The organism is Virgibacillus sp. W0181 (genome assembly GCF_051846915.1).
In the GTDB taxonomy this organism is placed as follows: domain Bacteria; phylum Bacillota; class Bacilli; order Bacillales; family Amphibacillaceae; genus JBPYCR01.
The window spans coordinates 1-19,607 of the sequence record NZ_JBPYCR010000029.1; the positions used below are offsets into that span (position 1 = coordinate 1).

Genomic DNA, 19,607 nt, shown 5'->3' on the forward strand with positions numbered 1-19,607 from the left:
TAATATCAAGAACGATAACCGATGGTGATGTCATATCGCTTATCCGAAAGTACTTAGTGAGTGGTGTGCAAATCAATGACGAATATAAAGAAACGGTGATTGGAACTCCGCAAGGAGGAAATCTTTCTCCACTACTTAGTAATATCATGTTGAATGAACTTGATAAAGAATTGGAGAGTCGTGGATTGCGATTTGTAAGATATGCAGATGACTGCATTATCATGGTTAAAAGTGAAATGGCAGCTAGACGTGTAATGAGATCAGTGACGAATTACATTGAAGAAAAACTTGGTCTAATAGTGAACACGACCAAATCAAAAGTAACTAAACCTAACAACCCGAACATGAAATTCTTAGGGTTTGGATTCTTTAGGGACTATCAGAACCGTCTATACAAAGCAAAGCCACACCGTAAATCAGTCGCTAACTTTAAGTATAAATTAAAACAACTCACACGAAAGAATTGGAGTGTTGATACGAAGTATCAAGTGGAAAGAATTAACCAACTAATTCGCGGCTGGGTAAACTACTTTAAAGTCGGTCACATGAAGAGCTTACTAATGAAAATTGATTCACACACAAGGGTACGAGTAAGAATGTGCATTTGGCAGAAATGGAAAACAGCCAAAAATCGTCGGAAGAATTTAATCAAATTAGGTATGGATAAATATAATGCATACAAAAATAGCCACACGAGCAAAGGGGCAATAAGAATCGCATATTCCTGGATTCTTACAACCACCATTACAAACGCGAGGCTATCAAGATTTGGATTAATATCTTGTATTGAACATTATAACAAAGTACATGTATAGAATAAAATTAAACCGCCGTATACGGATCCGTACGTACGGTGGTGTGAGAGGACGGGGGCTAACTACTCCCTCCTACTCGATAAAAGATAAGAATGTATATAATTTTGTGCATAGCTGTCTAGCTTCGACGTACAAATTTTTTCGATGGGACGAAAGCGTAGCTACAGTCCCAGGATGTTCTAGTGCAAATCTTTTCGGTGGGACGAGCATTCACGCGCAGTCCCAGGACGTGGCGTTCTAAGCCTGCCAGCCCAGAAACTAGGTGACTTCCTGCAGCGCCTTACGATAATGCCCACAGGGATGTGGGTAGTTCGGTGTTGCGATAGGACATCGCGGTTTTAACCGAACCTCCTCAGACGCTTAGACACAAAAGTTTGGGTGAAAGTCATCATCGATTCGGTAAGACAAAGGAAGGCCAACTAAAAACGGGCTTTGCGCCCAACGTCGGCATATCCCTTTTGCGGGGGCATGATTCCTTTATCTTAGGATATATGGGAATGTTCGATTAAAACCGCCACTTTGCGTGGCGACATCGAACCACCAGCTCCCGTCTAGCGCAGTCGCTACGTTTCTAGGCAGGGCGCTTGCGCTTTTCTTTAAAATGTACAAACTCTGTTGTCACATATTATTCATCTTCATCCTCATTTATCATATGATATGTTGAAACATAAGGTCTGTCGGCGAAGTAAGCTGGCGGTTTAACAGCTTGTTCTTCGTGGGATTTTTTAAATGAGTCCGAGTTCTTCCAGTTCATATAATCCTGTTCCGAAGTCCATTGTGTAAATACGACATACGTGTTCCCTTTAACCGGCTTAAGCAGCCGAAATGCCTGAAATCCGGCTATATGAACCATATCATGTTGACGTTTTTCGAAGCCATCTTCAAAAACAGGCTTGCCTTCATCGGTGACAGTAATGTGGTTCATCACTACATAGCCTTTTTCCTCAATTTTTCCTTTAGACAACAAAACATCATATGTTCTTCCTGCTGTAAAAATGCTCTTTCCTTCTCCTTCATAATAAGCCAATGCTCCGCTCGGGCTATTCATAAGATGAAATTCAATTGCTTGATATTTCATTTCCATTTTTATTAGGAAATCGAGTGTTCCTGTTGTCATATATGCCTTCATATTTCTTACCTCCTGTAAAAATCCTTTTCTAGTATACTTTACCCTATTTTTCGGTTCTTTTATCTTATTATTGTTATTTGGCACAGATTGTCGAAATTTAATGGTCAGGTCTCGATTTTGGATGATAAGGAGCGTATAATATTTGTGATACCAACCACATTGAGGTGTGCAAATGGACGAATTTCATGAAGAAGAACCAAAAACGAGGTCGGAACGTCATCAAAAAACATTCATTCAAAAATTTAAAAAATGGATTACATTTATAGGTATTATATGTATTTTATTACTAACCATGTTAACAGTTATTATTTATGGCGGAAAATTAATCGTCAAGGAAGAAAACATGGTACTCCCTGCCACCTCTGCAATTGAAACAGAAGACGGGGAGGTTTTATGGGAACTGTATGAACAATATCGCAAACCGGTTCCATTATCAAGCGTTCCCGAACATGTGCGGGAAGCATTTATTGCGATTGAGGATCGACGATTTTATTCGCACAGCGGAGTTGATTTTAAATCGGTTATTCGCGCGATTTATCGGGATATCGTGGCACGCAGTAAAGTAGAAGGGGGCAGCACCATCACACAGCAGCTTGCTAAAAACCTATTTTTATCCAATGATAAAACATGGCTGCGTAAAACAAAAGAAGTAATGGCTGCGATTTATTTGGAACGGGAATATACGAAAGAAAAAATTTTGGAATTATATATGAATACAATTTACTTTGGCCAAGGGGTTTATGGAGTAGAAGCGGCAGCGGAACGTTATTTTTCTAAATCGGCGCAGGAATTATCCGTTGCAGAGGGCGCATTATTGGCTGGCTTGGCAAAGGCGCCAAACAGCTACTCCCCAGTAGAATATCCCGATAAAGCTCAACAAAGAAGAGATGTTGTATTGAGCACAATGACAGAAGTAGGAGCAATAACTGAGACAGAAAAAACGCAAGCACAGGAATCCGATGTGCATCTAAATATTCCTGAGCGAAAACGGCATCCTTCGATTGATAGCTATATCGATTTAGTATTAAATGAAGCAGCTGAAAAATATGAATTAACGATTGAGGAAGTAAAGCGCGGTGGCTATCGTTTTGTTGTGGCAATGGATCCGCTGGTACAGCGAATCGCTTATGAACAAATGCAAAAGGACGATTATTTCTCAGGGAATAGCGAAGGTGTGGAAGGAGCTTTCGTTTTAATGAATCAGAAAAACGGAAGCATAGTTTCGGCAATTGGCGGAAGAAATTATCAATTCGGTGATTTAAATCGACTCAATGTAAAACGACAGCCAGGATCAACAATGAAGCCAATTGCAGTATATGGTCCAGCTATGATGGAAGGATCATATGCGCCGTATTCATTAATACCGGATCAGCTTGTAGACCGGGATGGCTATTTGGCAAAGAATAACGACAATCAGTACGCAGGAGCAGTTTCCATCTATGAGGCTATAACATTATCCAAAAATGCTCCGGCGGTATGGCTTCTTGAAAATATCGGCATTGATTATGCAAAAAATTACCTCAAAAAAATGAACATTAATATTGAGGATAATGGATTAGCCATTGCATTAGGCGGATTAAAAGACGGACTTACTCCGGTTCAGATAACGGAAGCTTATCGTACGTTTGCCAGTGCGGGTGAATATACAGATGGATATACAATTGTTGAAATATATGATCGGAATGGTGAAATCATAGCACAGGCGAACCAGGAAACAAAAGTTGTTTTTAACGAACAAACAGCCTGGAATATGACGGAGATGTTGAAGAATGTTGTTGAAAACGGAACAGCAAAAAAAGGGACCTATCATAAAGAATTAGCTGGCAAGACAGGTTCAACGGAGCATCCCCATGTGGAAGGAAACTATAAAGATGCTTGGTTTGCCGGATACACGCCAGAATATGTATTTGCGCTATGGATGGGTTATGACTCGTCGGATCAAGATCACTATTTAACGAAGGGCAGTGAATCACCTACAATTTTAATGAAAAAAATATTAACAGAGATGGATCAAAAGCGTTCTTTGAAGGCAAGCTTCACAAAACCGGATAATGTTCAAGCCGTCGACCGCCCAATTGAATTGCCTGAAATCAATAGTATAAAAGCAACATATACTTTTGGCGGGCGCTCGATTTTACGTGGTAAATTGACATGGGATTCATCTACTGATGACCGGGTTGTCTATCGAATTTATAAAGAGAAAGATGGAGTAGATGAACGGATTGGGGAAGTAACAGGTGAAAACGAATTTATTATCGAAAATATAGCTTTATTTAAGAAAGAACGTTATTATATTGTGCCCTATGACCCATTAACTAAAATGGAAGGTACGCACTCGGATGTTGTAGAACTGAAAATGTAGCTATTTGTGTTGCTTTTTCAAGACTGAATTCCTACAAGTTTATGACAAAGCGTACCGTTTGCTATACATGCAAAATGGAAATAGTTATAGTAATGATAGGCTTATTAGTATGTAAAGGATGATAAAAATGGCGGCTAAATTTAATGATACAATTTTAAGAGCGTATAATGGAGAGAAAACGAGGTACACTCCAGCATGGTACATGCGACAAGCAGGGAGATCACAAAAAGAATACTTAAAAATTAAAGAAAAGTATTCTTTATTTGAAATTACCCACCAGCCGGAACTGTGTGCATATGTCACAAGACTACCGGTTGAACAGTACAATGTGGATGCGGCTATTTTGTATAAGGATATTATGAGCCCGCTTCCGGCAATGGGAGTGGATGTTGAAATCAAGTCAGGAATTGGGCCGGTAATCGATAACCCGATTCGTACTTTACAGGATGTCGAACAATTAGGTACACTCAACCCTGAAGCAGATGTGGATTATGTGCTAGAAACCATTCGGCTTTTAACAGAAGAACAGTTGAATGTACCATTAATCGGTTTCAGCGGTGCACCTTTCACATTGGCAAGTTATATGATTGAAGGCGGTCCATCCAAAAACTACAGTAAGACAAAAGCGTTAATGTACAGTGAACCTCAAACATGGTTTACATTGATGGACAAATTAGGCGAGATGATTGTCACATATGTAAAAGCGCAAGTAAAAGCAGGTGTTAAAGCGGTACAAATTTTTGATTCATGGGTAGGCTCATTAAACGAATACGACTATCGTATATTTATTAAGCCAGTCATGAACCGGATTTTTTCCGAATTAAGAACGGAAAATGTGCCACTTATTTTGTTCGGGATCGGTGCAAAGCATTTACTACTGGAGTTTAATGACTTGCCTGTTGATGTTATTGGCCTTGACTGGCGAACAACAATTCCGGAAGCGCGAGAAATGGGTGTAACGAAAGTGTTGCAAGGAAACTTGGACCCGACTATATTACTGTCGGACTGGGAAACAATTACAGCACGAACAAAAGCTATTCTCGACGATAGTATAACCGATGGCAGACATGTGTTTAATCTTGGACATGGTGTTACTCCTGATATTACACAGGATACACTGAAAAAATTGACGGAGCTCATTCATACTTATTCCAAGAGATAGGACTGGAAATAGCCGAATTATAGTAAAGAGGTGTTAAAATGGATAAGCAAAAAATAGGTTTACTTGTTATGGCCTATGGAACCCCTTATAAGGAAGAAGATATTGAACGATACTATACACATATTCGCAGAGGCAGAAAGCCATCCGAAGAAGCGCTTCAAGACTTAACGGAGAGATATCAAGCAATTGGCGGAATATCTCCGCTGGCAAAAATAACAGAGGAGCAAGCAAAAGCTATCACAGAAAAATTAAACGCTATTCAGGATACGTATGAATTTCAGCTTTATATTGGCTTAAAGCATATCGAGCCATTTATTGAGGATGCTGTAAAAAGTATGGCACAGGACGGCATTAAAGAGGCTGCATCAATTGTACTCGCACCGCATTATTCGACCTTTAGTGTTAAATCATATAATGGTAGAGCACAAGAGGAAGCAGCTGAATATGGTATTGAACTTAAATCAGTAGAAAGTTGGTATGATGAACCGGGATTTATTACGTATTGGGCCGATCAAATTACTAAAACGTATAATCAAATGACTTCAGCGGCGCGTGAAAAAGCAGTATTAATCGTTTCAGCCCATAGCTTACCTGAAAAAATTCTACAAGACGGAGATCCGTATATAGAACAATTAGAAAAAACAGCTCATCTTATTTCCGAGCAAACGGGAATTACAAATTATGAAATTGGCTGGCAAAGTGAAGGAAATACTCCTGAACCATGGCTCGGCCCGGATGTACAAGATTTGACGAGGGATCTTTTTGAACAAAAGGGCTATGAATCATTTGTATACGCCCCGGTCGGATTTGTTTCCGATCATTTAGAAGTTTTATATGATAACGATTATGAATGCAAGGTTGTTTGTGATGAAATTGGCGCTGCTTATTATCGCCCGGAAATGCCGAACACAGATCCGCTCTTTATTGAAACATTGGCAAATGTCGTATGGAATAAAATGAAGCGTGATGCGTAATGACAAATAAAAATATATTGATCGTTGGCGGTGGAATAACCGGTTTGACTGCCGCCTACTATTTACAGCAAGAAATAAAGAAAAACAATTTACCATATCGAGTAAAGCTTGTGGAAGCTACCGATCGTCTTGGTGGTAAAATCAAAACGATCCAAAAAGATGGATTTACGATTGAACGCGGTCCGGACTCTTTTTTATCAAGAAAAAAACCTGCAGTTAAATTGGCGGAACAGCTCGGGTTAATGGATCAGATCGTTCGCAATGGCGCTGGGCAATCGTATATTTTAGTCGGTAATAAATTGCATAAAATGCCTAGCGGTGCTTTTATGGGAATTCCAACGCAAGCAAAGCCGTTTTTGTTTTCGGGTTTGTTTTCACCAAAAGGAAAAATACGGGCGAGCTTTGATTACGTGCGTCCTAAAGGAAAAATAACAGATGATCAGGCATTGGGCAGTTTTTTTCGGCGCCGTTTTGGCGATGAACTCGTAGAGAATTTAATTGAACCGCTGCTTTCCGGAATTTATGCCGGAGATATTGACGAAATGAGTCTGATGTCGACTTTTCCAAACTTTTATGAATTAGAGCAAAAATATGGCAGTTTAATTAAAGGATTACAGGAAACAATGCCAAAGCCTGCAAAGAAAAAGAAGAAGAAGCCGGGTTTGTTTTATTCTTTTACAAATGGCTTTGAAACAATTGTACAAGCTTTGGAAGAGCAGTTGGGTTCTGAATCGTTTATGCTGCAAACGGCCGTCGACCATATTGAGAAAAAGGAACATGGGTATCATGTATTATTAAATAGCGGAGAAGTATATAAGGCGGATGCTGTATTAATGACAACCCCGCATTACACAATGCCGAAAATTTTTAGTCAATACGATATGTTTAATGATTTTAAAAATGTTCCTTCCACATCCGTAGCAAATGTGGCAATGGCATTTGATCAATCTGCCATTAAAAAAGATATTAATGGAACAGGGTTTGTTGTTTCTAGGAACAGTAATTTCCGCATTACTGCTTGTACATGGACACATCGTAAGTGGCCGACATCTACTCCAAAAGGAAAGGCTCTATTACGTTGTTATGTCGGGGGCCCGGGAGATCAGCAAGTCGTTGATTTATCAGACGACGAAATTATCGACATTGTATTAAAAGATTTAAATAAAACAATGAAGATTCGCAAAAAGCCGGAATTCTCTGTAGTGACTCGCTGGAAAAATGCGATGCCGCAATATACGGTTGGACATAAAGAGAGATTGTCAGCTGTACGAGAACAAATGAGCACAGAACTCCCTGGAATTTGGGTTGCCGGCAGTTCTTATGAAGGAGTTGGCGTCCCAGATTGTATCGATCAAGGAGAAAAGGCAGTACAAAAGGTGCTTTCATTCTTGGCGAACTAAAACTAGGTAATTTGGTTAATAATAAGAGTTAGATGGTGATAAAGCCAGTTATCTCATAAAAATAAAAACGAGGAGAGTGCCTCGTTTTTATTTTTGTATGAGCGGGTAAGAATCACTCGTCAGCTGGTCATCATAAAAACATCAACCTTTTAAACCACTACGTATAACAGAAGTACTGGTACAGATTAAAAACAGGTTTCAAGATATGCATATTTCAAGAAAATGGTGTCTTTATTATAAAAAAAGAAGCAGCCACAATAACAGCTGCTTTAAAAAAGGAAGTATAGTATTATAAGGTAGAGCGTGGTACATTTACAACTCAATAATTATCTTGCAGGATGATCGCAATCATCACATAAATTGCCATAGCAGTCGGCTTTTTCATTCATTTCATAACCACACTTTTGACACTTTTTCTTAGGGATATTTTTAAAAAACTCGATAACGTTTACCATTGGCGCAACCTCCTACTCAAGATTGGTAGTGACTTAAAAAGAAGAGTAACAGCTTCTTTCTTAATCTAAATACAGTGTACTACAACAGATTTATTAATGTCAATACAAATCGTAATAAAATATAATATTTTTTAAAAATAACTAAGCTGTGTTACAACAAAATTGAAGGCAGGTGATCAAATTGAATGTAACAGTCATTGGATACTGGGGGGGCTATCCCGCTCCGAATGAAGCCACCTCTTGTTATATTGTGGAAGTCAATGGTTTCGTTTTGCTTGTTGATATGGGCAGTGGCGCGTTATCCAAGCTACAAAAATATAAACGAATATTGGATATTGATGCGGTCATCATCTCACATTATCATCATGACCATATTGCCGATATAGGTGTGTTGCAGTATGCACGTCTTGTGCATTACTATGTAACAGGCAACAAAATGGTGCTTCCAATATATGGTCATACAGAAGGTGGTACAGGCTTCGATCAGTTAACAAGCGATTTTACTACAGGAATAGAATACAATCCTGATCATGCACTGAACATTGGTCCACTGAGTCTTACATTTCTAAAAACAAATCACCCCGTTCCATGTTATGGTATGAGGATAACAGACGGAAGCAATACAATTGTTTATACGGCTGACACAGCATATCAAGAATCATGGGTTTCATTTGCACAAGAAGCAGATTTACTTATCGCCGATTGTAACTTTTATGAAGAACAAGATGGTACAAAAGCAGGGCATATGACGAGTAAAGAGGCAGCTGTAATTGCTCAAAAGGCAGAAATTGGTGATCTATTGCTAAGCCATCTTCCTCAATACGGTGACCAGCAGCGATTGGTACAGGAAGCGGAACGGTATTTTACTGGAAACGTGCACCTTGCAAGAGAAGGGTTTTTATGGAGCAAAAAAGCATAAAATTTTTATTTAAAGGTCAGAAAGCATAAATTTTTGTGCATAGCTGTCTAGCTTAAGCGCCCAGCCCCTCGAGGTCTTAAGCAATAACTCTTCGTGGCTAAAACCGCCACTACGATTTCTTGCTTAAGCTTGTCGGGTCTGACCAGGGCGCTTGCGCTTTTCTTATTTGCCTGATAAGCGAAGTTCTATTAAACTAAAAGAGGTATTCTATTTTTGGAGGTTTGCAGAATGAAGTTTATTGATAATGAAGGGATAACAGATCCGCGAATAAACTTGGCACTGGAAGAGTATGTTCTTCAAAATTTTGGTGAAGAAGATACGTATTTATTGTTTTACATAAATGAACCATCGATCATAGTCGGTAGAAACCAAAATTCGGTTGAAGAAGTGAATACGGCATATGTTGACGTACATGACATTAAAGTTGTACGCCGCTTATCCGGTGGTGGGGCTGTATATCATGATAAAGGGAATTTAAATTTCAGTTTTATTACAAAAGATGACGGTGACAGTTTCCATAACTTTGCCAAATTTACCCAACCAGTCGTTGAGGCACTAAATAAAATTGGTGTCCCTGCGGAGCTTGTCGGACGTAATGATTTATTGGTAGATGGCAGAAAAATTTCGGGTAATGCACAGTTTTCAACAAAGGGACGAATGTTTAGCCATGGTACACTCATGTTGGATTCGGAAGTGGAACATGTCGTATCTGCATTGAATGTAAATAAAGCGAAAATTGAATCAAAGGGTATTAAATCCATTCGCAGTCGGGTTGCGAACATTTCTGAATTTCTAGATGAAAAGATATCAATGGAAGAATTTAAGGACTTGATCCTGCGCTATATTTTTGATGTAGAAGATATTTCAGATGTTCCGCGTTATACGCTGACTGAAAAAGATTGGGAGAACATCTATGAAATTTCAAATAACAGGTATCAAAAATGGGAGTGGAATTATGGGAAATCTCCTGCTTTTAATAAACAAGCGTCCCACAAATTTGATTCCGGATTACTGGATGTTCGGTTAGATGTAAAGAAAGGAATTATTGAAAACTGTAAAATATATGGTGATTTTTTTGGTATGGGTAACGTAAATGATGTGGAAGAAAAACTGGTTGGTACAAAACACGAACGACAAGCACTTGAAGATGCTCTATCAGACATCGACATACCATATTATCTCGGTCGGATTACTAAGGAAGATTTCATCAATCTTATTTATTAAGTTCACGATATTATATCCATCTGTACGCATACCTCCCCGTATTTTTCGTTAAAATACGGGGAGGTTATGTAATGAGTTAAATATGTTTGCCTTGTCAATAAAAATAGGACTTTTATCCTTTGCATCTTCTTTTTAAAACCTTGGTATAATAACATTTTGTGGATTTATTGTTCATTAATAAAGGGTGTGGTATTACAAATTACATTAAAACTTCAATTTCCCTCTATCTTTTTACCTAAGTATTTGTTAAAATCAGACAGTAAGCCTCTTCTTTTCATTTATAATGGAAAGGATGAATAACTAATGACGCAGTATACATATACGACTGCACACGAAATTAACCCTCTAACAATGGCCGCTATTGCACAACACGATGAGTATGGACATACACATACGTATGTAATGGAGGAACAAGGCACATTTACTATTAAACAATCCCCAAGCAAGATGATTGATTATGCATGTAAGTTTTTTGGATCAAGTCTTAAAGGAAGACAAGAAGGCACGAAAGACATTTGCGGCATAACACATAAAGCCCCAGTATCCATTGACCCAATTAGCGGAATGTACTTCTTTCCTACCGCTTCCCCAACCAACTCAAACTGCTCCTGGATTGCCCATTCACATATCGATAAAGTTAATCAGGCAGCTGACCAAAAAACAGAAATTATTTTTAAAAATGGGGAGCGCATTATCCTTGATATTTCTTTTGGTTCTATGCTGAATCAAGTGCAGCGTACCGCCCAATATCGTTATTTGCTCGATAATCGTATTCGTTTTCTAAGAAGATTCAGTGGATCAAATGAACAAATGGATCACGTACCATGAATTTTTGACGAAAAAGAGATCATCGGCCCCCTCTCATGAATACTTCCCAATAAAAATAAATAATTAAAGATGAAAAGAACGAGGCTTGTTTTTTAATCTTTGTTATTAGCAGGCGTATAAAAGTATGCTAAGTTGAGGCAGTTTGAATAAATGACTTTGCTGTTTCAGCATTTTTTGGACACGCAATTTGACAACAATGGGTGAGCGTTATTTTTTATGAGATCCGGAACAGATATTCTTTTGTAAAATCCCGTGTTTAGATTAAAATAGAAGTATCTACAATAAATAATTTAATCGACGGCGTTCATTTAAGATGAGGAGATTCCACTACATGGATATAAATAGCAGGATATCTGATTGGAAATCATTTCTAGAAACACAAGAATTTGATGAATACATAATTGAATTATTGAATGACTATGAAAGTCTCGGCCCCATTCCCGGAATCGTTCTGCCATTTATCGAAGCATTCCTGCCTTTTTTACCTTTGGTTGTTTTCGTTATTGCCAATGGTGCAGCTTACGGTTTGTTAAAAGGTTTTTTATATTCTTGGATTGGATCGAGCTTAGGTTCTATTTTGGTCTTTCTCGTTATTCGTAAATTGGGTGATAAACGTATTTTTCAAGTGATTCGAAAAAATAAACAAGTGAAAAAAGTGACGAGTTGGCTCGAGCGCCATGGATTCGGTCCGCTTTTTTTATTGCTATGTTTTCCTTTTTCACCTTCTTCGGTAATTAATGTCGTTGCAGGGCTTTCCAAAATAAGCATTCAACAATTTATATTGGCAGTGCTGCTTGGAAAAACAGTTATGATTTTTTCGATAGCATACATCGGATCCAGTATTTTTGAATTTGCAAAGAACCCAGTACGAACGATTATAGTCGGAATCGGTATCGTCTTATTTTGGGTTGTTGGAAAGTATATTGAAAAAAGGTTGCAAAGAAAAGATAAACTAAAACAACTTGAAGAGCAAAAATGATTTTTAAATTGGGGGATATGTCATGAGTCTTCGTTTTATTCTTGGCAGAGCAGGAAGTTCGATCAGCAGTTATACACTGAATGAAATGAAAAATGAATTAATCGCTCATCCGCAAGGGACGCCAATTTTTTATATTGTCCCCGACCAAATGACATTCCAACAGGAGTATGCGTTGTTTCAGGAGTCGGAAATTCGCGGTAGTATTCGCGCGCAAGTGATGAGCTTTTCACGGCTTGCATGGCGTGTTATGCAAGAAACAGGCGGGGGCGTTAAACAATTTATTAGTTCCGTCGGTATTCAAATGATGTTAAAGAAAATAATGGAAGAAAAAGAGACGAGCTTTCAAGTTTTTCAGAAATCGAAGGAAAAGCATGGTTTTTTGATGGATTTGGAAAAGCTAATTACCGAATTTAAGCGGTACCGGATTACACCGGAACTACTGCAAATGCAGTTAGATGAACTGGAACGGTTTGTTCACAAAGAAACCGGTGAACAGGCATTGTCAAATAAATTGGGTGATTTACTTTATATCTATGAAAAACTCGTCATTGCATTACAAGATAAATATATTGACAGTGAAGACCAATTACAATTACTTGCGGACAAAATAGGTGAAACACCTTTTTTAAAAGATGCACATATATATTTGGACGGTTTTCATCGATTCACTCCACAAGAGTTGTATGTCATCGAACAATTAATGAAAACATGTAAACAGGTTACGGTTGCATTGACACTGGACCCTTCTTTAGAAAATCAGCACGTGTCGGAATTGAATTTGTTTTATCAATCAGCTGAAACGTATCAGAACATCCGTTTAATTGCTAAAGAAAATCATGTACAAATCGATGAATCGGTTCAGTTGTCTGAAAAGGACGGAAAGTTTTCCGAGCGTCCGTATTTTGCTCATTTGGAACAGTATTTCGATCAGCGCCCCGCTCCAGAGTACCAAGGGAAAGCTCCGATCCAGATTGCGGAAGCAGTTCATGTTCGAGCAGAAGTTGAAGGAGCAGCGCAAGAAATCATCCGGCTTATACGGGAAGAAAACTATCGCTATAAAGATATGGCGATTTTTATACGTCAATCAGATGTATATGATGATTTAATCGCCACCATTTTTGAAGATTTCGGTATCCCAGTATTCATGGATAAGAAACAATCCATGCTCAACCACCCATTAATTGAATTGATTCGCTCTTTGTTAGATATGGTCGAAAATGATTGGTCATATGAAGCGTTGTTTCGGGTCTTGAAAACTGGATTCATTCCTGCAAATGATGCTGCATTCCCGTTAACGAATGATGCCATTGATGAATTGGAAAATTACGTGCTAGAGTATGGCATTCGCACGAGGTCACGTTGGATAAGTGATGAACCATGGGTGTTTCAACGCTTTCGCGGATTTGAACGAACGGCACAAACCGATGCCGAAATAGAAACACAGAAAAAGATTAATGCCTATCGTCAGCAAGTGGTCGATGCGTTAAAAGTATTTGATGACCAAATTAGAAATGCACAAACCGTAAAGGAACAATGTGAGATTACTTACATTTTACTGGAACAACTTGATGTACCGAATCGATTGGAGCAACTGCGCAGCACTTTTGATGAACGAGGTTTGATTGAGAAAGGCCGTGAGCAAGCTCAAGTTTGGGATGCGGTCATTCAACTTTTTGATGAAATGGTTGAAATGGCAGGAGAAGAAGCATTGTCTTTAGAAGAATACAGAACTATTCTCGATGCGGGATTGGAATCGCTGCAATTTTCCCATGTACCGCCAACGGTTGATCAAGTCATTGTCGGAACGATCGATCATTCCCGAATGAGCGGAGTAAAGTGTGCTTTTTTACTTGGCTTGAATGAGGGAGTATGGCCAATGAAACCGCCGATCGATGGAATGATTAATGAACAAGAGAGAGAGTTGTTGTCTAACCATGGATTGCAGCTCGCTGAGAGTAACAAAAGAAAATTGCTTGATGACTGGTTTTATATGTATCTGGCATTTACCGCCCCACAAGATCGATTATGGTTGAGTTATCCATTAAGTGACGAAGATGGGAACGGGAAAATGCCATCTCAGTTGGTCAAACGGATGCAAGAGTTATTCCCTTCATGCAGTGACTTTGTATTACTGCAGGATCCGGATGATTTGCTAGAGGCTGAACGGTTCATTACGACACCATATAAAACAACAGCCGCCTTAACTTCTCAGTTGGCCAGATTTAAGCGTGGGTATCCAATGAAAGAAGTATGGTGGCACGTACTCGATTGGTACATTGAACAGGAACCGAAATATAGCAGAGCCTATACGATTTTACAAAGCTTGTATTATGAAAATAGACCAGTCGCATTAAGACAAGAAACCGTAGAAAAATTGTACCCAAAAGAAATTAAAGCAAGTGTATCCAGGTTAGAAATGTTTTATCGTTGTTCCTACCAGCATTTTGCTCAATATAGCCTTGGATTGGAAGAACGAAAAACATATAAGCTCGATGCACCGGATATCGGACAGCTTTTTCACGAAGCGTTGAAAACAATTACCGAATGGATTCAAGGGGAAGGGCGACACTTTTCTGATTTAACACGGAAGGATTCAGCACATTATGCGCAAAAAGCAGTCGTTCATTTAGCGCCGGTTCTTCAACATCAAATTTTGTACAGTTCCAATCGCTATCAATATATCCAGCAAAAGCTGCAAGAAATTATTGGGCGGGCAACGTTTGTTTTAAGTGAACAGGCAAGGCAAAGTGGCTTTTCTCCTGTTGGAATTGAACTGGGGTTCGGCAACGGGGAAAAATTGCAGCCAGCGAGAGTTCCATTACCGAACGGCTTTGAGCTGATGTTGCGCGGAAGAATTGACCGAGTCGATCAAGCGGAAAATGAAGATGGCTTGTATTTGCGGATCATTGATTATAAGTCAAGCTCTACCAAATTAAGCCTTGCTGAAGTTTATTACGGATTGGCCTTGCAGATGTTAACGTATTTGGATGTCGTTCTATCGCAGTCGGAAACATGGCTTGGAAAACAAGCATTGCCAGCGGGAATTCTTTATTTCCATGTGCATAATGCGATGATCTCAGAAAATCAGAAATTAATGGACGATCAAATTGCGGATGAAATTTTCAAGAAATATAAAATGCAAGGTTTGCTTCTCTCAGATGAAGAAGTTGTGAAAATGATGGATCAATCGTTGGAGTCAGGGACAAGTAAAATTATTCCTGCCGGTATTAAGAAAAAAGGCGGATTTTATCATCATTCGAAAATAGCAGATCCCACTTCTTTTTCGAATTTACAAAACCATATCCATCAGTTGATGGTTCAAGCGGGAGTTGACATTACGAGTGGAGGCGTCCATTTAAATCCATACGAGTTTAACAATAAAAAAGCTTGTACGTTTTGTTCGTTTAAATCAGTATGTCAATTTGATCCAATCCTGGAGGAAAACAGTTATCGTAAGTTAACAGACCTAAAAGAAGACGATGTAATGGCCAAATTGGAAGAAAAAGAAGCAGACGGGAGGGAGATACGTTGGTAAAATGGACGAAAGAGCAAGAGGAAGCTATTTATACGGAAGGATCTGACATACTTGTAGCGGCAGCGGCCGGATCCGGAAAAACGGCTGTATTAGTTGAGCGGATTATTCGGAAGCTAGTATCTAAACAAAATCCGATTGATATTGATGAGCTGCTCGTTGTTACGTTCACCAACGCTGCAGCCCAGGAAATGCGTAACCGCGTCGGTTCAGCACTGGAAGAAGCTCTGGCAGCTGATCCTGCTTCCAACCATCTGAAAAAACAATTATCACTCCTACAAAGCGCCTCAATTTCTACATTGCATTCTTTTTGTATGGATATTGTACGGCAGTATGCTTATTTAATTGATATTGATCCTGTTTTCCGAATTGCTAATGATATGGAAGCAGAATTAATGAAACAGGATATTATCGCACAATTATTTGAGGAAAAATATGGTGCTTCAGGGGAAGAACAGGATAGTTTTTTTCAAGTGGTTGATCGTTTCTCCAGTGATCGAAGCGATGCTGCGGTGGAAAGTCTTATTTTGCAATTATATACGTTTTCCATCCAAAATCCATGGCCGGAACGTTGGCTTGAATCCTTGTCCGAAGTTTATTATGTAGAAGAAAATTGGCGGGAGTCACAGCTTACTTGGTTGTCAATTATCAAAAAAGAAGCACAAATACAATTTAATGCGATGATGCAGGAAATCGAACGTGCTTTGAAGCTGACACAAGAGAGCGATGGGCCTTACCAGTACGCGGAGGCGTTGGAAGCAGATTCTCTACATCTACAACAAGCTTCAGCGTATCTCGATTCATGGGAAGATTTGCAAGCCTATATGACTACGGCTGAATTCAAACAGCTATCGAGAAAAAAAGTGGAGTGCAACGAGGAGAAGAAAGAAAAAGTAAAAGTGTTGCGTGATCGTTATCGTAAACGATGGAATAATTTAAAAAACAAGCTGTTCAGCCGGGATTTAGAAAGCCACTTGCAAGATATGCGTGAACATGCGCCGGTCATTAAAACACTGACTGAACTGGTGAAACAATTCAAAGAACGATTTACGGAGCAAAAAAAGAAGCAGGCAATTGTCGATTTTTCGGATTTAGAGCATTATTGCTTGCAACTTTTAACTGATCCGTCATCAACTGTGGACAATATTGTCCCATCATCGGTTGCCTGGCATCTAAAAAATCGTTATCGTGAGTTACTCGTGGATGAATACCAAGATACAAACCTCGTGCAGGAAACAATTTTAACGTTAATCAGTGACCAAGTAGGTGCCGGGAATATGTTTATGGTAGGCGATGTAAAACAGAGTATTTATCGCTTTCGTCATGCAGAACCTACTTTATTTATTGAAAAATATAAACGATTTAGGAAAAGTCCAGAAACGGGAATCCGAATTGACCTCGCACGGAATTTCCGCAGTCGGGAACATGTTTTGACAGGTGCCAATTATATTTTTAGGCAAATATTGGATGAAGCTGTCGGCGAAATTCAGTATGATAAACAGGCGGAACTTATTTATTCCAATAAAATGTATGACCCTTTTCAAATGGATCGACCTGAACCAGAACTTTTAATTATTGACCGAGAAGCTAATGAGGAAAAAGAATCAGATTCAAATGTGGATGAAGCCGAGAATTTTCAGGATTTGGAAAAGGCTCAATTAGAAGCACGTTTGTATGCCAAAAAAGTCAAAGAATGGACTGGCAATAAATCAAACGCTCCCCTTCAAATTGTTAATAAAGCAACGGAAAGTCAAAGGGATCTGCAATACCGCGATATCGTTATTTTATTACGTTCCATGACATGGGCGCCAACGATTGTCGATGAGTTGAAGAAGCAAGGAATTCCTGTATATGCAGAACTGGCAACCGGATATTTTGAAGCCATTGAAATTAAAATCATGTTGAGCTTTTTAAAAATAATTGATAACCCACGCCAGGATATTCCGATGGTTTCTGTGTTACGATCACCGATTATTGGTTTAAACGAAGATGAATTGGCATCCATACGGCTTGCTGACCGCAGCAGTTCATATTTCGATGCTTTAGAGCAGTATAACAAACAAAACACCGATAGCATATCTGTTAAAATCGACCGGTTTTTAGAGCAACTGACGGCGTTTCGGTCTGCGGCTCGACAAGGAGCATTATCGGAACTAATTTGGCAAATATATCGAACAACAGGTTTTTATGACTTTGTGGGGGGCATGCCAGGCGGCCGGCAGCGTCAAGCAAATTTACGAGCATTATATGACAGGGCAAGAGGGTATGAAAAAACATCATTACGTGGTTTATTCCGGTTTTTACGTTTTGTTGAACGAATGGAAGAGCGAGGAGATGATCTTGGTTCAGCCCGAGCATTAAGTGAACAAGAAGACGTCGTTCGGATTATGACGGTTCATAAAAGTAAAGGGTTGGAGTTTCCGGTCGTTATATTAGGTGGTATGGATCGCGAATTTAATATGCAAGATTTAAAACAAAGCTACTTACTAGATAAAGATTACGGATTTGCTAGTAAATATATTGACCCAGTTAAACGAATTACCTATCCGACTCTTTATTACCATGCGATGCAAATGGAAAAACGCCGGCAACTGTTAGCTGAAGAAATGCGAGTATTATATGTGGCATTAACACGGGCAAAAGAAAAAATGGTCATGGTTGGTAATGTTGCTTCCATAGAAAAGAAACAAGAAAAATGGATTGAGATGATCGATCATTCTGACTGGGTATTGCCAGCCCATTTTCGAGCAGATGCGAAAACGTATTTAGATTGGGTTGGTCCCGCGCTCGTTCGTCATGAACAAAATGAGGTATTAAGGGAAGATGAAAATATTCCGAGTCATGTATTAGCCGATATTAAAGTAGATCCTTCCCGTTGGAATGTGTCGATCATTCATGGAAGCGAGCTTGCTAATCCGGAATCGACTCAAACAGAAGCAAATACAATGTTAAAAGAAACCGTCATGCAGTGGACGCCGCTCCAATTGCAGGATGAATCGTTAAAGCGACGTGTCAACGATCGGCTTTCTTATGAATATCCGTTTAAAGAAGCAACCGCATCCCGAGCAAAGCAAACAGTAACGGAATTAAAAAGACAACGGGAAATCAAAGATGCGTATAGTTCAGATCAATTGATTACAACCTTTCAAACTCCAATTATGAACCGACCGCAATTTATGCAGAAAGAAAAATCGCTTTCGTCTGTAGAAAAAGGAACGGCAATGCATACAGTAATGCAAAATTTACCTTTCAATAGACCTTTGACAAACGAAGAAATAGAAGGATTTGTCCAGTCATACGTTGAACGTGAGATTTTGACGGAGGAAGAAGCAAAAAGCATTCAAATTGCGGCGATTGAACGGTTTTTCACAACGGATATCGCCGAGCAAATGATGAAAACACCTGATTTTATGAAAGAAGTTCCATTCAGTTACACGCTGAATGCCAGTGATATATATGCCTCGTGGACAAATGAAGCCGATGAACCGGTTTTAATTCAAGGGGTAATCGACTGCCTTATTCCAGTGGACGGGAAATGGGTTATACTGGATTATAAAACAGATGCGATACAAAATGAAGTGACGCAGGAAGTGAAACAGCAGTTAATTAAAAAATACGCAGTTCAAATGGATCTTTATAAACAGGCGGTTGAATCGATATTGCGTGAGCCTGTAAAAGATGTTTATTTATATTTCTTCGCAAAAGATTTGTTAATCAACGTAACCGACTAAACTTAGGTAGTTAAACCTATCCCACTTCTGAAAACATAACAGACATTTGCTATATGTTTGATAATGTCGCAAACTGGACACATTTATGAAAAAAGAC

General features: G+C 39.0%; 13 protein-coding genes. 11 read left to right on the forward strand and 2 right to left on the reverse strand.

The annotated features are described in order from the left end of the window. Window positions 1-815: reverse transcriptase domain-containing protein (locus ACLIBG_RS11485; RefSeq protein WP_439312903.1), on the forward strand; the 815-nt coding region annotated here is incomplete at its 5' end. A gap of 625 nt (window positions 816-1,440) precedes the next feature. Here the strand turns inward: ACLIBG_RS11485 and ACLIBG_RS11490 are convergent. After that, a complete protein-coding gene (locus tag ACLIBG_RS11490) occupies window positions 1,441-1,944 on the reverse strand; it encodes an antibiotic biosynthesis monooxygenase family protein (protein ID WP_439312904.1) in 504 nt (167 codons plus the stop codon). 172 nt (window positions 1,945-2,116) lie between these two features. Here ACLIBG_RS11490 and ACLIBG_RS11495 point away from each other — a divergent pair, with 172 nt between their 5' ends. The 4 genes from ACLIBG_RS11495 to hemY all read left to right on the forward strand — a co-directional run bounded on the left by ACLIBG_RS11495 (window position 2,117) and on the right by hemY (window position 7,842). Then, the gene (locus ACLIBG_RS11495; protein ID WP_439312905.1) at window positions 2,117-4,306 is read left to right on the forward strand and encodes a PBP1A family penicillin-binding protein; all 2,190 of its coding nucleotides are present in this window, start codon (window positions 2,117-2,119) and stop codon (window positions 4,304-4,306) included. A gap of 127 nt (window positions 4,307-4,433) precedes the next feature. Then, the gene (gene hemE, locus ACLIBG_RS11500; RefSeq protein WP_439312906.1) at window positions 4,434-5,468 is read left to right on the forward strand and encodes a uroporphyrinogen decarboxylase; all 1,035 of its coding nucleotides are present in this window, start codon (window positions 4,434-4,436) and stop codon (window positions 5,466-5,468) included. 38 nt (window positions 5,469-5,506) lie between these two features. Further along, a complete protein-coding gene (hemH, locus tag ACLIBG_RS11505; protein WP_439312907.1) occupies window positions 5,507-6,442 on the forward strand; it encodes a ferrochelatase in 936 nt (311 codons plus the stop codon). Then, window positions 6,442-7,842 carry a protoporphyrinogen oxidase gene (hemY, locus tag ACLIBG_RS11510; protein WP_439312908.1) on the forward strand — a complete coding sequence of 467 codons (1,401 nt, stop codon included), beginning with the start codon at window positions 6,442-6,444 and terminating at the stop codon, window positions 7,840-7,842. Before hemH ends, hemY begins: the two co-directional genes overlap by 1 nt. Before the next feature lie 326 nt (window positions 7,843-8,168). On the opposite strand, the gene yhfH is transcribed toward hemY, so the two are convergent. Further along, entirely contained in the window at window positions 8,169-8,297 is a 129-nt protein-coding gene (gene yhfH / locus ACLIBG_RS11515; RefSeq protein ID WP_439312909.1) for a protein YhfH, read from the reverse strand. A gap of 181 nt (window positions 8,298-8,478) precedes the next feature. Here yhfH and ACLIBG_RS11520 point away from each other — a divergent pair, with 181 nt between their 5' ends. From ACLIBG_RS11520 to addA, 6 genes are all read left to right on the forward strand, one after another. Then, window positions 8,479-9,216, forward strand: a complete 738-nt coding sequence (locus ACLIBG_RS11520; RefSeq protein WP_439312910.1) for an MBL fold metallo-hydrolase — start codon at window positions 8,479-8,481, stop codon at window positions 9,214-9,216. A 228-nt stretch (window positions 9,217-9,444) separates the two neighbouring features. Then, the gene (locus tag ACLIBG_RS11525; protein ID WP_439312911.1) at window positions 9,445-10,440 is read left to right on the forward strand and encodes a lipoate--protein ligase; all 996 of its coding nucleotides are present in this window, start codon (window positions 9,445-9,447) and stop codon (window positions 10,438-10,440) included. Window positions 10,441-10,743: 303 nt separating this feature from the next. Then, window positions 10,744-11,268: a competence protein ComK gene (locus ACLIBG_RS11530; RefSeq protein ID WP_439312912.1), complete on the forward strand. Its 525-nt coding sequence runs from the start codon at window positions 10,744-10,746 to the stop codon at window positions 11,266-11,268. Window positions 11,269-11,599: 331 nt separating this feature from the next. Beyond that, window positions 11,600-12,247 (forward strand): TVP38/TMEM64 family protein, encoded by a 648-nt coding sequence (locus ACLIBG_RS11535; RefSeq protein WP_439312913.1) that lies wholly within the window; start codon window positions 11,600-11,602, stop codon window positions 12,245-12,247. 22 nt (window positions 12,248-12,269) lie between these two features. Further along, a complete protein-coding gene (addB, locus tag ACLIBG_RS11540) occupies window positions 12,270-15,782 on the forward strand; it encodes a helicase-exonuclease AddAB subunit AddB (RefSeq protein ID WP_439312914.1) in 3,513 nt (1,170 codons plus the stop codon). Then, the gene (gene addA / locus ACLIBG_RS11545; protein WP_439312915.1) at window positions 15,776-19,510 is read left to right on the forward strand and encodes a helicase-exonuclease AddAB subunit AddA; all 3,735 of its coding nucleotides are present in this window, start codon (window positions 15,776-15,778) and stop codon (window positions 19,508-19,510) included. Before addB ends, addA begins: the two co-directional genes overlap by 7 nt. Window positions 19,511-19,607 lie beyond the last annotated feature (97 nt).

Excerpts from the sequence above, each read along its gene's own strand:
- ACLIBG_RS11490 (WP_439312904.1), bottom strand. The coding sequence starts at position 1,944 with ATGAAGGCATATATGACAACAGGAACACTCGATTTCCTAATAAAAATG.
- ACLIBG_RS11495 (WP_439312905.1), top strand. The coding sequence starts at position 2,117 with ATGGACGAATTTCATGAAGAAGAACCAAAAACGAGGTCGGAACGTCAT.
- hemE (WP_439312906.1), top strand. The coding sequence starts at position 4,434 with ATGGCGGCTAAATTTAATGATACAATTTTAAGAGCGTATAATGGAGAG.
- hemH (WP_439312907.1), top strand. The coding sequence starts at position 5,507 with ATGGATAAGCAAAAAATAGGTTTACTTGTTATGGCCTATGGAACCCCT.
- hemY (WP_439312908.1), top strand. The coding sequence starts at position 6,442 with ATGACAAATAAAAATATATTGATCGTTGGCGGTGGAATAACCGGTTTG.
- yhfH (WP_439312909.1), bottom strand. The coding sequence starts at position 8,297 with ATGGTAAACGTTATCGAGTTTTTTAAAAATATCCCTAAGAAAAAGTGT.
- ACLIBG_RS11525 (WP_439312911.1), top strand. The coding sequence starts at position 9,445 with ATGAAGTTTATTGATAATGAAGGGATAACAGATCCGCGAATAAACTTG.
- ACLIBG_RS11530 (WP_439312912.1), top strand. The coding sequence starts at position 10,744 with ATGACGCAGTATACATATACGACTGCACACGAAATTAACCCTCTAACA.
- ACLIBG_RS11535 (WP_439312913.1), top strand. The coding sequence starts at position 11,600 with ATGGATATAAATAGCAGGATATCTGATTGGAAATCATTTCTAGAAACA.
- addB (WP_439312914.1), top strand. The coding sequence starts at position 12,270 with ATGAGTCTTCGTTTTATTCTTGGCAGAGCAGGAAGTTCGATCAGCAGT.